Below are 14,852 nucleotides of genomic sequence, written 5' to 3' on the forward strand. Positions count from 1 at the left end.
CATTTGAGGCAGGATCAGAGGGTCACCGAAGAATCGGGCGAAGAAAAAATCAAGTGGACGGGTGAGTCAACCAGACACCCAAAACAGGGGGTTGTTAACCCTGCTTTGTAGGTTGGGGATTCAAAGAAAATGATGCGCAAGAGCTAGGGCAAATACCCAAATCCAGGGTATGAATTGTAGAAACGGCTAACTGGCAGGGCTGTTGAAAATGTAACTATTTTTCAGAGCAAAGCTCCGCCTACTCACTCAGGGTGGAGATTTAAAAATCGATGCCGCAGTAGCACTTACTCAGCGCGCAATGCCAGGCATCGGAACAGGTGCCAGGCCCGGTTCGATCATGTTTGAAAGTGCCAGACTGCCGTATTGAGCTCCCCACCCACACGCTGCAATTCAACCGTCGATTTCTGCAGCGCTATACTTTCCCGAGCATTGTCCTCAGCAACCTCTCGAACACGTTGCATGCTAGAGCTGACTTGTTCGGCCACCCGGCTTTGTTGCTCTGCAGCGCCTGCAATCTGCTTATTCATTTGCTCAACACTGGATACTGCTCTGGTGATGCGAGCGAGAGCGTTCGAGGCTTGACCGGCCAAGGCGACCGTCTCCTCAGTCAACACATGGCTGCCTTTCATTCGCTCTGATGCCTGTTGCGCAACTGTGCGCAACCTTGAAATCAGGCTCTCGATTTCTAACGTCGATTTTTGCGTACGCTTGGCCAATCCACGAACCTCATCGGCGACAACGGCGAAACCTCGGCCGTGTTCACCGGCACGGGCGGCCTCTATCGCGGCATTGAGTGCCAGCAGGTTTGTTTGCTCAGCGACAGACTTAATGACATCGAGCACCCCACCAATAGAGGCACTTTCATTGAGCAACAATTGCATAGACTCCGCGCAACCGACCATCTCCTGAGCTAGCTGGTCAATTTTGCTACCCGCCAGGCGCACAAGCTCATCACCTTCACGGGCTTCGCTGTCGGCTTGCGCCATTGCGATGCGAGCTTCATCGGCATTGCTTGCGACCCTGAATGCAGTCGCAGTCATTTGCCGCATCGCGGCAGCAGCGAGTTCGGTTTCCTGGCGCTGCATTTCCACGCCATGGCTGTTACGTTTTATAACGTCAGCCAAATCGGTTGCGGTTACATTGAGCAATCCGACACCTTGTCCAATCCGCCCCACCAACCCACGCAAGCTACTAAGCATATCGCCAACTGCATTCAGTAACTGACCTGGTTCGTCCTGGCGTTTTGCGCTATTGATAGAGCCACCCAAATCGCCAGATGCGACCCGCCGCGCCAGTTCCACGGCGTAATTCAATGGCTGCAGAATCAAATGGCGAATTAACAGGCCGGCCCCCACGCCTAATGTAAGTGCCAACAACGTTATCAGTGCCAGCTGTCGGTAGGCGTGTTGACTGTCAGCCTCAATTGCCTCTCTTTGCCGCTGGTTGGCACTTGAGAGTAAATCAGCAACTTGCTGCGTTTCATTTGTCATGGAAGCCTTGGCGTGAGCGATTTGCAGCCGGCTTTGCGCAAACTGTTCAAACGCCTGACGGTAGTCCGCCAAGGCTGCCGTCGCAGTCTTTAACGACTCGACATCATCAGCACCTAAATTGGAGCTTTGAGCCTGCAAAGCCGACACCAGATCGCTCATACTCATTTCCCAGTCCTGACGAAAACGGTCGGCGCCATCCAATGAGTATTGAAGCTCGCTGTCGCGCAGCTTGATCAGCTTTTCACGCAGTCCCGCCAACCGCTCAAGCAGCTCCATACCGTCAGCAGTGGGCAGCAATTGCTTGTCAATTTGCGCATTGATGGCGTCAAGCTGATCGAGAAAGACGCCAGTAAAACTGTCTCCCGCAGACTGCGCACGATCTTGCATCAGTAGACTCGCCGTACGCGCCACACGCAGAGCGTCTGCATACCGGACAAACTGCTCCAAATAGGCGTTCGTGGCACCCTTTATTGGAGCGCTGGACTCGTCGCCGGATCGACCGCCACCGAGTAACATCGCCAATTCGTTGATCGCCCCATGCACTTGCTCTGCGACTTGGGAATCCAGACTCAGGGCAAACTCCTTCTCGTCGATACGCGCTTGCATGATGAGGGCCTGAATTGAAGATTCGTCCCGCAACTCCTCGCTGCGTAATTGAAGCAATTGAAGAGAATGGAAGGCTGTAGCAGCGACGCCGACAGTGAATAGCAATACCAATCCAAAGCCGAATGAAAGCTTTGTTCCAACGGATAGATTTCCGAACAACCGAATAAGCGCAGACATGGCAGACACAGCTCGATGGTTTGGAGTGGTTGCTCTGATCAGGGGCGGCGCAACGGTTAAATCAACCGTAGGGAAAATCTGTTTACTCTTGCCGGACTTATCAGCAGAAACACCCGTCTGGCGACGGGTGCACGACACTCCGAAATTATTATTTTGGTCTGTTCAGGCGCTGCTCGCACCAGAACATCGATGCAGGCGACTATTTACCGCTAAACAGTTTGTGAGGGTCGATTACGAATTTCTTCGGTACTCCTGCATCAAACTCACCATAGCCTTTCGGTGCTTCGTCCAAGCCAATGACCTGGACACCGACGACTTCTGCAATATTGATTCGATCCCACATGATCGCTTGCATGAGCTGGCGGTTGTATTTCATGACCGGAGTTTGGCCGGTATGGAAACTATGTGACTTCGCCCAGCCGAGACCAAATCGAATGCTCAAGCTACCAATCTTTGCCGCAGCATCTACGGCACCAGGGTCTTCGGTGACATAGAGACCTGGAATACCAATTTTGCCTGCGACACGCACGACCCCCATCAATGAGTTCAGCACCGTCGCAGGAGCTTCGTGTTGTGCCCCGGAATGGCCATGTCCACGTGCCTCGAACCCCACGGCATCAACCGCACAATCCACTTCGGGTTCACCCAGCAAAATAGCGATCTGCTCGTGTAAGGGTGTATCTGTCGACAGATCAGCGATCTCAAAACCTTGAGCTTTCGCATGCGCCAGACGAACAGGATTAACGTCGCCAACAATGACCACAGCCGCCCCCAGTAGGCGAGCTGATGCGGCGGCAGCAAGACCTACCGGACCCGCACCCGCGATGTAAACAGTGCTACCCGGCCCCACGCCAGCGGTCACTGCCCCGTGGTACCCGGTTGGCAAAATGTCTGACAGGCAAGTCAGGTCACGGATCTTTTCCATGGCCTTATCGCGGTCAGGCAGTTTCAAAAGATTGAAGTCTGCATAAGGGACCAAGACATATTCGGCTTGACCACCGGTCCAGTCCCCCATATCCACATAGCCATATGCACCGCCGGCGCGGGCCGGGTTGACCGTCAAGCAAACGCCGGTATGTTGTTCCTTGCAGGAGCGGCAACGGCCACAGGCGACGTTGAAGGGTACGGAGACCAAATCACCGATTTTGAGATTTTCGACGTCGCTACCTTTTTCGATGACCTCGCCAGTAATTTCATGGCCGAGCACCAGGCCTACCTGAGCGGTCGTTCGACCACGCACCATATGCTGATCGGATCCGCAGATGTTCGTTGATACCACTCGCAGAATCACACCGTGTTCAATTTTCTTACCACGCGGGTCCTGCATTTTTGGATAGTCGATGTTTTGCACTTCGACTTTGCCTGCGCCTAGATAGACGACACCACGATTACCGGACATTGTTATTCCTCTTGTTGGTGAAGCAGTCATCTTTCAAACGAGTTACGCGCTCAGCCGGTGTTGCGCATACCTGCAGCGACTCCGGCAAAAGTAACGAGTAATGCTTGGTCAACATGTGAAGAAGGCTCAACGGAGCCTTGAGCGGCGCGTGACCGGCTCAACAATTCGGCCTGTAGAAGGTGAAGCGGATCCGTATAGGGATTGCGGATACTCATCGACTCGCTGAGTTCAGGGTTCTCCTCAAGAAGTCGAGTGATCCCTTTGAGCTCCAGTACAACGCCAGTTGCTTCGATGAGCATCGCTCGCAACTGCAGGCCAAACGACCGAAGCTTTGGCTCAACAAGGCACTGCTCATAGAATCGAGAGATGTCGATATCAGCTTTGCTGAGGACCATCTCCAGCATATCGATACGCGTTTTGAAAAATGGCCAGCCGGAAATCATCTCTTTCATGAGTGCCGTCTTCCCTTGCAAAATTGCAATGCCTAACGCCGAGGCAGCGCCAAGCCAGGCAGGCAGAAGCAATCTATTTTGGGTCCACGCGAAAATCCAAGGGATAGCCCTCAAACCCTCAACACCTGCGCCATGTCGACGCCTGGCCGGGCGACTTCCAAGCGGCAGTTTTGCCAGCTCCAACTCAGGCGTTGCTTGTCGGAAGTAATCGATGAACTGGGGATTGTCACGAACAACGCTTCGGTAGCTCAGTAGCGAATCATCGGCGAGTAAATCCATTAACTGACGCCAGTCGTCACAAGGCGATGGCGGAGGAATCAGTTGAGCCTCAAGTACGGCACTCAAGTAGAGACGAAGACTCTGGATTGCCACATCAGGCACCCCAAACTTGAACCGAATCATTTCCCCTTGCTCTGTCACCCTCAACTCCCCCGCTACCGAACCCGGTGGTTGGGAAAGAATGGCCTGATGGGCCGGCGCACCTCCACGCCCAATCGTGCCCCCGCGGCCATGAAACAAACGCAGACCCACGTTGTGTTTCTGGCATACGGCTACCAAATTTTCCTGCGCTTGATACTGCGCCCAGGCCGCAGCAAGGGTTCCCGCATCTTTTGCTGAATCGGAGTAACCGATCATCACCTCTTGAGAGCCTACGAGCTGTGCTCGATACCCATCGATTTCAAGAAGTTGATCTATGCACGTAGAGGCGTACTTGAGGTCATCCAGCGTTTCAAACAATGGCACCACAGGAATCGACCGAGCCAATCCACACGCTTTCAACAGTAGCTTCACCGCAAGAACGTCGGAAACTCTTTTCGCCATCGATATAACGTAAGAGCCGATCAGTTCATCTGGTTGTAAAGCGACCGCACGGCAGCACGCAAGCAATTCAGTCGTTTCGGCTGATGGCTCCCAGCCCTCAGGAATAAGCTGCCGTTGAGCTTGTAACTCAGTAAGCAGAAAAGTTCTGCGTGCCTGCTCATCCCAATCCTCATAGCGGCCCAGTGATAAATATTCCGTGAGCTCCGTAAGCGCCTTGGAATGCAAGCCGCTGTCTTGCCGAATATCCAAACGTGCAAGTCCAAGACCGAAGGAACGAACGCGACGAATAGTATCGAGCAATAAGCCATCAGCGATTCTCGACAGGCCTTGAGAACAAAGTGAGCGATAACATAATTCGAGTGGCGCCAGGAGTTCTTCGGAACTGTGAAAAACGCGATTGGGGTCGATCGAATTGCCCTGAATAGAGGCTTGTGCCCATTCCAGCGTAAGATGAAGTTGCTCACGAATGGGTTTTAATACAGCTCGGTACGGTTCGGTCGCTGCATTCACCTGTAGTAAAAGCTCTTCGCTGGCACGCGACATGGATAGCTGCGCGCTAAGCGCGTCGATATCTCGCAAGTAGAGATCTGCCGCCATCCACCGTCCCAAGAGCAAAACCTCATGGGTAACGGCCGCAGTCACGTTGGGATTACCATCCCGATCGCCGCCCATCCAAGACGAAAACCTCACCGGAACAGCAGAGAGAGAAAGCCTCTTCCCAGTAGCAGCACTCAAATCGGTGTCAAGCGAGCGAAGGAACAGAGGCAGCGCCTCCCACAGCGTATTTTCGATTAACGCAAAACCCCATTTCGCTTCATCGACGGGTGTCGGGGGAGTTTTTCGGATCTCACTTGTGTGCCAGATTTCATCGATCAGGCGAGCAAGATTTTGATCAAGCGTTGCGCGCTCGGTTTGACTAAGGTCCCGGTCCGATTGATCGAGCAAGTGAGCAATTGCATCGTACTTTTGAATCAGTGTTCGACGGGTGACCTCGGTAGGATGAGCAGTCAGAACCAGGTCAATTTTCAGTTCTGAAACCTGCTCATGTATCCGCTCAGCGGAATACCCTTGTAGACGGAGCCGGCTTATCAGTTCAGAGAAACAGCTGTCAGCAAATCTTGTCGCTTCATCAGGCCTACGCTTGCGAACCTGATGGTGCTGCTCCGCGATATTAGCGAGGTTCAGGAACTGATTGAAGGCGCGCGAGACAGGAAGAAGCTCCTCGTCTTTGAGGCCGTGAAGGAGAAGGAGTAAATCGTTCTGAGCTTGAGCCTCGCCCGTTCGCGCTCGCTTGGCGCCTTGACGAATCGCTTCGATTTTCTGCAAAAGGTCCGTGCCGAACTCATCCTGAATGGTGTTGCCCAGTAACGTACCTAATTCATTCACGTTCCGACGCAAGCGTGGATCGATTAGTAGCTGAGGCGACTCGAGTTGAGCGTTGGCGCGAATATTCACGGAAAAAATCTCCTGCTCACTGAGCGTTGACGGGGGTTGGAGGACCCAGTGCCGTCGCTTGGAATACGGTGACCCTCCACTGCCCATCCGACTCTTTGGCCCATACCTGGACGACTTTCGACTCGATACGCATAACTGTCCCGTCACCACTGCGAAGACGCGCGGTATTCACCTGAATCCCGGTCATTACGGCTACAGATCCATACTCACGAATACGCAACTCACCTCGCTCGACATTCAGCAACTCAAGCTTTTGCTGCACGTACTCCAGGTAGCTTTCATAGCTATCGCTATTTCCCCTGGTATGCGTATGCAAAAGGTCTCGGGAAAGCACTTCTCCCAACAGGTCAAACGCGCCGTTGACCAATGTCTGGCATCGTTGCTGCTCGCGCTCAAGCAGCTTCTGGTGAGTGGGTTGCTGATCTGAATCGGATGTAGTCATTGATAGGACTTCCAAAGTGGTTCGAGCGCTGTTTGCAACGCTGAAAATGCCGACAGGTATCTTTGCGTCTTACAAAAATCAGGCAGCACGATCCCATGGCCGCTGGAACGCGGCCAAGGAATACGCTTGTGGTAACTGCCCGCTGGCTTTGCCCTAAATAGGCTGAGCGGTAACCTCAACCATTTTTTGCACCAGACCGTTAAAGTCCGCTGTGTGGTTGCGCTCCAACTCCCACGTGCCTATTTGCAGTGAGGAGTTCACGATGAACTTGCAACGCTCAAAACGCCTGGTCATGAAGGACTCAAGCGCTTGGTCCACCGACTTGGCCTTGAGCTCCTCGGCAAGCACGATGCCATCTTCAATTGCCATGCCTGCGCCCTGCCCCAGATGTGGGGTGGTAGCATGGGCTGCATCGCCGATCAAAACGAAGCGTCCCTGATACCAAGGAGCCTCCAGAAAGATTGTCTCGAATGGTTTGTAAATAACCTGTTTGGGATTGGTGATGAACTCATCCCTTGCTCGTGCAACTGGGCCTTCGAATTCTGCCAATCGCTCTTTGAACAGGACATCCAGTTTGTCCTGATCGAACCATGGATTACCGGGTTCAGAGGTTGTCTGCAGCAAATACATCAAGTCATTTGTCAGAGGGCAAAAACCTGCCTGGCCACCATTCCTTCCGCGGTACATGGTGAGGCAATCGATTTCTTGCATGCGCGGCATGTTGCAGCGCCACCCACCTTGACCAGTGAACTTCGGCTTGAGGTGAGTGCCGAAAAGCAGACCACGGATTTTTGAGAAAATCCCATCAGCGCCAATGACCAAATCATATTCGCCATCGCGACCATCGCTGAATTTAACGAGTGCTTTATCTTCACCATTTTCGAGGCTATCGACGGTCAGCCCGAGGGTGATTTTGGTCCCCAACTCCGTCGCTTTGTTCAGCAAAATCGTATGAAGACTAATACGAGGCAGTGCCATATTGACGGGGTAGTCCGGGCCTGCCACACGAGCACCTGGGATGACCGCTAACGGGTTGCCCGCCCCATCACAAAGGCGAACCTTGTCGAATGAAAAACCTTGTTTCATGCAGTCACTGGCGACACCGAGTCTGGCCATCTCGCGAACCACGTTGCCTTGCTGAATGATGCCTACACCGTAGACCGTCCACTCAGGGTTCAGCTCAATCAGCTCAACATCAAAGCCTTGCTGACGAAGCGCAATGGCTGTTGACAGGCCACCAATTCCACCGCCCACGATGAGGATGCTTTGAGCTTTTTTGTTATTCATTGTTGGAATTCCTCAGTCAAATTTTCCATTCACACGAGTGAATCTAATGCTTCGCTCCACAACTGCGCGATACGTGCGAGTTTCAGCGGGGGTGCCAAAATGAGCGGTGGAGCGAAATCTCGAATCAGCCTCTTTGGCTGCTCGGACACCAGGTATTCGACCGGAGATTTCCCATCTACCCGCGCAAGAAGCAAGGCAGGCAAGAGTGCAGCAGCGCGCTGCTCGATTGCCTCCATGCCATCGTTGCAGAAGTAGCCATCGAAAAACTCGCCGTAGCAGTCCAAATAGCGTGTTTTCAAATGCGGATTTACCAGGCACTTGAGGAGCATATGATTGAGGAAAAAGGCAACATCAAATGCGGGATCGCCATACCAGGCACACTCAGCGTCTAGTATCACCGGACCATTCGGTCCAACCAGAATGTTCTTCGGACTGATGTCCCCATGAACCAGGGCTTCATGATGAGCTGCGGTTGTTTCCACCAATTGTTCGAGGCGCTGCGCGAGGCCAGGATGACGTCTCGCTGTTGCCAGCAAATAGGGTTCAAGACGGATCGCAAAAAAACTCTCATCTGTGGCAAACGCCTTGGCCAGTAAAGAAGAGTTGGAACTTGCGGAATGAAGCTTGGCCAGCACCTTACCTAGCGCTAGCGCAATCGAAGGTTCAACCAAACCATCAAGTAATTGCTGCTTCCAGACTGGGTGTTCGGCCTCAGGCAAAAACTCCATTGCGAACAAACCAGCTTCAACGTCGTGGGCAATGGGTGCAGGAACTGCAGCAGGAACCTGTTCTGCGGCAAACTTCAGCCATTCCCATTCGAAGGCATTTCGGGAAACCGGGGCTTCCCAATCGTCTGCCACCTTCAGCTTCGGGAGTGCCCGCTTAATACATAACGTGCAATCCGGTAGTTCAACCTTCCAGATGTCAGAAGACACTCCGCCAGTCAGGGGAATCCAGCGACCAACGACGCCAGCACTGGACAGCCCCGCACTGATCAAAAAATCCTGAAGCTCGGGGGCAACAGGCACATTATTGTTTTCGGCCATGAGCTATCCCCTTCAGCGCTTCAGAGCAATTGCGGAAAGGCCTGCGAACCGGGCACCGCTCTGCTCCTCGATTCGAAGCAGCTGGTTGTATTTGGCGAGTCGATCCGAGCAACGTACGGAGCCAATCTTGATTTGCCCTGCGGCTGTACCAACAGCAAGATCCGAGATGAAGCTGTCTTCAGTCTCACCCGAACGTGCTGACACAACGGGGGCGTAACCGTGTCGACGAGACTCTGCAATGACATTCAACGTGCCGGTCAACGTGCCGTTCTGGTTCACCTTCACCAGAACTCCGTTTGCCACCTCACTGGATATGCCATGGCGTACGCGCGCGAGGTTGGTAGTAAAAAGGTCATCACCAACTAGGCGCACCTTCCCACCTAAACGAGACGTCAGCTTTGCCCAGCCTGCCCAATCCTCTTCATCCAGGCCGTCTTCAATTGAGGCAATGGGAAAATCGCGAACCCAGCCATCCAACAGATCGATAACCTCAGCGCTTTGGTAGTCGCGCCCTTCACGCGCAAAACGGTAGGAACCGTTTGGTCCCTTCAATGAGCTAGCCGCGACGTCAATTGCAATGAGCATGTCCTTGCCTGGCTCCAAGCCAGCCTCGAGGGTGGCCTCTACCATCAGTTCCAAGGCTTCACGACCGGTGGCGAATCCAGGTGACAGTCCACCCTCATCTGCGAGCAACGTCGTTAGGCCACGCTTGGCCATAACGCGAGTGGCAGCACTACGAATTCTCGATACAAGATGAATAGCCTCCTCGGACGACTCCGCGCTCGCAGGGATAGCCAAGAAATCCTGTACGTCCATACCGCGCCCAGCATGCAAACCGCCGCTGAGGATATTGACCATCGGCATCGGCATCGTTAACTCAGAGGTACCGGCAAGCTCTGCAATTCGCTGATACAGCTGCTGCCCGGTACTGAGAGCAGACGCTCGACAGATCGCCAGAGAGCACCCAAGGATTGCGTTGGCGCCAAGGCGACTGAGTTGAGAAGTGCCATCAAGCTCCAGCAACGCTCGGTCGATAGCTTCCTGATCCAGAGCATCCGCCCCCTTCAAGGCATTGTTTATTTCCGTATTTACATTTTTGACGGCCTGAAGCACTCCACGACCCTCGTATAGGTTCGCATCTTCATCACGAAGTTCGTGAGCTTCGGCGGCCCCTGTGGAAGCACCCGACGGAACCGCAGCGCGGCCCAGAGTGCCATCGACTAAAAGAACGTCGACCTCGACGGTCGGACGCCCGCGGGAATCGAGAATTTGGCGGGCGTGAAGTGATTTGATAGCACGGGTAGGCATGGAATTTGGACTCAATAAATTGGAGAGGGTCAGGCGTTCGGCTTATTACGAGCCTGCTCAGGTGCTTCACCTTTCAATACGCGAACCACTTCCTCGCTTGCACGGCGGCGCAACTCGAGAAGCGACGCATCTGAAGAGAACGCAACGTGCGGAGTGAGCATTACGCCTGGGTGATCGAGCAGCGCTGCCGGTACGTCCGGCTCACTTTCAAGGACGTCCAATCCAACGCCATCCAATCGGCCGCTCTGAAGCGCCTCGATCAACGCATCAGAATCGACAACTCCACCGCGGCTCACGTTAATCAAGAGTGCGCCATGCTTAACCGTTGCCAGATTTGAGCGATTGATCAGGTGATGGGTGCCCTCCGTCAGAGGTGCATGCACAATCACGATGTCTGACTGACTCAATAGCTGATCGAGGGTGACAAACTCGACCTGACTTTCTTCCTTCGGCGGATAGGGGTCGTAAGCCAGAACACGAGTATTGAATGCCGAAAGCTTCTGAGCAGTGCGCCGGCCAATACGGCCATATCCAACAATGCCGCAGGTCAGATTACGCAAACGACGAAGTTTCGCGCTCGCAGGGTTCCAGGAACCCTTTTTGACATCACGATCAAAACGAACCAGACCACGCGTCCAGGCGATCGCAAATCCAACCGCATGATCGGAGACCTCTTCGACACAATAGTCCGGCACATTTGTGACCCAAAGGCCGCGCTGCGTAGCGGCGTCTACTGCGATATTGTCGAGTCCGACGCCTAAGCGAGCGACGATCTGAAGTTGCTCTGACGCGGCGATCGCTTGAGCAGAGACCGGCGCCCAGCACGTGAGGATTGCCGAAGGTTGATGCTGTTTCACCAGCGCTTCAATTTCCTCAGCGGAAGACGGTTTAGCCGGTCCACTGACTAAGTTGAACCCGGCTGACTCAATGATTTGACGCTCAACACTATCATCTGGCCAGGCGAAGTCCGTGAGCAACACGCTATGAACATCGGCAGTCAAAGTCATTTCACTTGTCCTTATTATTAATGCTGTGGTTATGGGACCAACGTGTGCTGGCTGCCGAAACCATCAATAGATGCATGCAGGCGATCACCCGATCGCAGGTAACGTTGGTGGTGACTTCCAAATCCGGCAGGAGACCCTGTACAAATCACGTCGCCAGGTAATAGCTGGACGTGGCGCGAGATATAGGCAAGTTGCTGCGAAATACCAAAGATCATGTCTTCGACAACCCCGCTCTGCATAAGCTGACCATTGAGCAATAAGCTCAATCGCAAACTTTCAGGATCGCTTACGCAACGCGCAGGTATCAGGTAAGGCCCTAAGGGTAGAAAGCCCGGGGCGTTTTTTGCCTGTAGCCAATCGGTACCAAACCCACTGGGTTCTGCGCGAAAAACGCGATCGCGAATGGTGATGTCGTTGGCTACGGTGAAAGCAGCTATGTGTTCAAGAGCTCGCTCAACAGGGACGTCTTTCGCGGGCTTACCAATGACCACTGCAAGCTCCACTTCCCAATCGACCTGGTCAGTCGTAACCGGCAAATGCAGAGGATCGTGGGGCCCTGTGACAGCCGTTGGAGATTTGCTACAGACGTACGGAACACCTTTTTCACGCTGGGCAATGAACGCCTTCGCCTTCTCAAGCAGCATCGCCTCAGAGGGCTCTTCAGATGCGGAATCTCGTTGAGATAACCCAGCGTCGAGAATGGCTTCGGTCACTTGTGCACGATAGTTACCGATGGTGCAGAACACTTGTCCTGGTTGCACGGGCGAATGCAACTTGAGCACGCTTTGCGGGATAACCAGCCCATCCAATCCAGACGAATCAAAGTGAGCCGACACTTGCATCAACGCCTCTTGATTACCCTCCCAATGTTCAAGGAGCGTGTTCATACAATCGGTCCCCACCAAAGGGAAACCTAACTGCATAGCGAACGCTTTAAGTGCCGTCAGGGCAATTGCGTTTTCGCCCACAATCAACGCAGGAAATGGAGGGCAACCCGCCATTGATACATTGCCAATTCGGCATGAGCTCGCGATGGAACTGTGCACGAACATTTCTCCTTAAATCCGCGATTTCCAGCCAGATAACAAATCAATAAGCAAAACGCTCTCACCCAAGTGCTGCTGCGCTCGAGAAAAAACTGTCGAATTTAGTGACGCTGTTATCTGACTGAATTATGAGGCGACTACGCGTGTGGCTTTTTCTCAGGTGTGTAGCCCGGAGCGTATTCGTACTCCCATGCCGCAGCGTCCAACATAAAAGGCGCCATGTTGGTGACAAAGCTGAAGAAGCCAAACATCGGATTCCAAACACGTGGCACCCAACTGTCATCCACATGATCAGAGTCCGCGCCGTACTCCGCCTGGCCACCTGTAGGACATGGCAAATAAAGGAACAGTGAAGAAGCAATGCGATGACGACCCAAGCCCCAAGCCGACTTTGGCCATCCCTGACGCTGCATATGGTTCGCGCCCACCATCACTTCATCAACATCATCAACACCAAAGTTGACGTGATCAAAGCGCAGCTGTCCGTCCATACCCCAGACATCCGGGCCCTTGAACGGCAGGTTGGCGTTCAGGAAATAGATGTTGTGGTGATCATGAGCACCAGATGCGCGACCAAAGATACCGAAGCCTTTTTGAATATCAGACACACGGAAATTCAGGCGATCACGGTAGAACGCCCAACTTTTCTCCACGTCTGGCGTCTGAAAAACCACGTGTTGAATGGTCTTGGGGCGAGCCTTAACGATCCATTTACGGTGCTGGTTGATGCGATTGACGTTGCCAGGTGAGTTCGAAGGGCTTGGCGCAGATACCACCGGAATTTTGGTGAAAACCTTGAAACCTATAGCCAGGCCGTCATCCGTCAAACAGTGAGCGGTGCCGTCCTCGTCAAATCGTACTTCTCTGTCTCGACCGAGATCCTTAAGCAGCTTGTCGAGGTTCTGTGGAGTGTCGACCCCCCAGATCACTTCCTGCACACCAATACCCACGATGCTACTTTTAGGGATAAGCGGGTCATTGATGGAGCGGATGATTACGCTCGATCCTTCGTCCAAACGAAAGTGAGCATGCTCACTCGAACTCTCAACAAGTGGCAGCCCGAAATCGACAAAATAACGAGTGCAAAGCTCGACGTCATCAACGCCATACAAGACTGTCTCAATACCGTTGATCATTTATCTGTTCCTTCTACTAAGCATGTATTTCGTTGAATTCCCAAGCCGCTAATAGTCGACTCGACAATATCCCCGTGTTGGAGGAAGCGATTGAAGTGAGCACCGTTTCCGGCAGGCGATCCGGTGCACAAAATGTCGCCGGGGTTCAGTTGAACCAGGCTGGACAAATATTCGATTTGCCTCGCAACATCGAAAATCATGTCGCAGGTACTTTCGTCCTGTTTCACTTCAGCGTTGAGCTTCAGCGTCAGGCGCAGATTCTGTGGGTCCTCCACAAAAGCGCTGGGAACCAGATATGGACCAAGGGGCAAATAAGTAGGGCTACTTTTCCCGGCAATCCAGTCAGTCCCCATTGCCTTCATGTCGTCTCGACGCCAAATCTGGTCGCGGTTGGTAATGTCGTTAGCAATGGTGTATCCCGCGACATAGCTCAGTGCATCCTCCCGACTGATGTGCCGCCCTGCTTTGCCTATCACGACGGCTAACTCGAGCTCCCAGTCTGCTTTCTTCGTGTGAGGAGAAATCAAGATAGGATCGTACGGGCCAGTAATGCAGGCGGCAGGCTTACTAAACATGTAGGGATCGCCGGTTAGAGACCTCTCCTTCATGATGTTTTCGGCGTGTGCCCGCAGTTGTTCGGGAGTAAAGCCCTGAGTGTCTGGACTATCACCTGGACCCGCCGCAACAATCAGGTCCACTACGTGCTTGAAGTAGTTAGCGCCAGAACAAATAACCTGTCGCGGGCGATCCAGGGGGGCATGGACGCGCAAGCGCTCCACTGGAACAAACTTCGCTCGAATATCTGCGGTATCCAGCTGCGAGAGGACCAATCGATTAACTGCAGCAGTCAGAGCCCTTATGGTCGTGCTCCAGTCCTGCAGGAGTTCAAACATTCCGGAGCTTTCAGGCAAACCGCATCCGAGGTCGAGGCACAACGTCCGCAATGCCTCAATCGCGATCACCTCATCGTTCAAAATGATTCCAGGAAATGCAGGCCCTCCAGCCGCTGAAAATGTCCCTAGCGCAAAGGGTGAAAGCGCTGTTACATGGCTCATCTGCCACATCCTCATCTTATTGTTTTTGAGGAATCACGTAGTCGCCCAGCCCGATGCTGCGGGCGATCTTCGTCTCCGTTGAAGGTAAGACTATTTTTCGAGCGACCAGTCTGTAAAATGGTTA

Annotated in this window: 11 protein-coding genes and 1 pseudogene; all 12 read right to left on the reverse strand. The window is 53.3% G+C overall.

The window, feature by feature from the left end:
* Positions 1 to 335 precede the first annotated feature (335 nt).
* Positions 336 to 1,199 carry a methyl-accepting chemotaxis protein gene (locus NR126_RS29105; protein ID WP_372827494.1) on the reverse strand — a complete coding sequence of 288 codons (864 nt, stop codon included), beginning with the start codon at positions 1,197 to 1,199 and terminating at the stop codon, positions 336 to 338.
* Positions 1,194 to 2,273, reverse strand: a pseudogene (locus NR126_RS29110) (HAMP domain-containing protein); the annotation flags it as partial. The pseudogene NR126_RS29110 and the gene NR126_RS29105, both read right to left, overlap by 6 nt.
* Before the next feature lie 199 nt (positions 2,274 to 2,472).
* Positions 2,473 to 3,672, reverse strand: coding sequence for a formaldehyde dehydrogenase, glutathione-independent (gene fdhA / locus NR126_RS26475; protein ID WP_256832345.1), 1,200 nt, complete (start codon positions 3,670 to 3,672; stop codon positions 2,473 to 2,475).
* 50 nt (positions 3,673 to 3,722) lie between these two features.
* On the reverse strand, positions 3,723 to 6,401 hold the full coding sequence (ppc, locus tag NR126_RS26480; protein WP_256832346.1) for a phosphoenolpyruvate carboxylase: 2,679 nt from the start codon (positions 6,399 to 6,401) through the stop codon (positions 3,723 to 3,725).
* Between the two features lie 16 nt (positions 6,402 to 6,417).
* Entirely contained in the window at positions 6,418 to 6,843 is a 426-nt protein-coding gene (locus NR126_RS26485) for a DUF4440 domain-containing protein (RefSeq protein WP_256832347.1), read from the reverse strand.
* 153 nt (positions 6,844 to 6,996) lie between these two features.
* Positions 6,997 to 8,130 (reverse strand): FAD-dependent oxidoreductase, encoded by a 1,134-nt coding sequence (locus NR126_RS26490; RefSeq protein ID WP_256832348.1) that lies wholly within the window; start codon positions 8,128 to 8,130, stop codon positions 6,997 to 6,999.
* 29 nt (positions 8,131 to 8,159) lie between these two features.
* Entirely contained in the window at positions 8,160 to 9,176 is a 1,017-nt protein-coding gene (locus tag NR126_RS26495; protein WP_256832349.1) for a phosphotransferase family protein, read from the reverse strand.
* 12 nt (positions 9,177 to 9,188) lie between these two features.
* Positions 9,189 to 10,484, reverse strand: a complete 1,296-nt coding sequence (gene eno, locus NR126_RS26500) for a phosphopyruvate hydratase (protein ID WP_256832350.1) — start codon at positions 10,482 to 10,484, stop codon at positions 9,189 to 9,191.
* A 29-nt stretch (positions 10,485 to 10,513) separates the two neighbouring features.
* A complete protein-coding gene (locus NR126_RS26505) occupies positions 10,514 to 11,491 on the reverse strand; it encodes a C-terminal binding protein (RefSeq protein WP_256832351.1) in 978 nt (325 codons plus the stop codon).
* A 29-nt stretch (positions 11,492 to 11,520) separates the two neighbouring features.
* Positions 11,521 to 12,537: a fumarylacetoacetate hydrolase family protein gene (locus tag NR126_RS26510; RefSeq protein WP_256832352.1), complete on the reverse strand. Its 1,017-nt coding sequence runs from the start codon at positions 12,535 to 12,537 to the stop codon at positions 11,521 to 11,523.
* Between the two features lie 137 nt (positions 12,538 to 12,674).
* On the reverse strand, positions 12,675 to 13,673 hold the full coding sequence (locus NR126_RS26515; RefSeq protein ID WP_256832353.1) for a VOC family protein: 999 nt from the start codon (positions 13,671 to 13,673) through the stop codon (positions 12,675 to 12,677).
* Positions 13,670 to 14,728 carry a fumarylacetoacetate hydrolase family protein gene (locus NR126_RS26520; RefSeq protein WP_256832354.1) on the reverse strand — a complete coding sequence of 353 codons (1,059 nt, stop codon included), beginning with the start codon at positions 14,726 to 14,728 and terminating at the stop codon, positions 13,670 to 13,672. Before NR126_RS26520 ends, NR126_RS26515 begins: the two co-directional genes overlap by 4 nt.
* Positions 14,729 to 14,852 lie beyond the last annotated feature (124 nt).

Origin of the sequence: Pseudomonas sp. Pse1 (genome assembly GCF_024519635.1) — a bacterium.
Lineage (GTDB): Bacteria > Pseudomonadota > Gammaproteobacteria > Pseudomonadales > Pseudomonadaceae > Aquipseudomonas.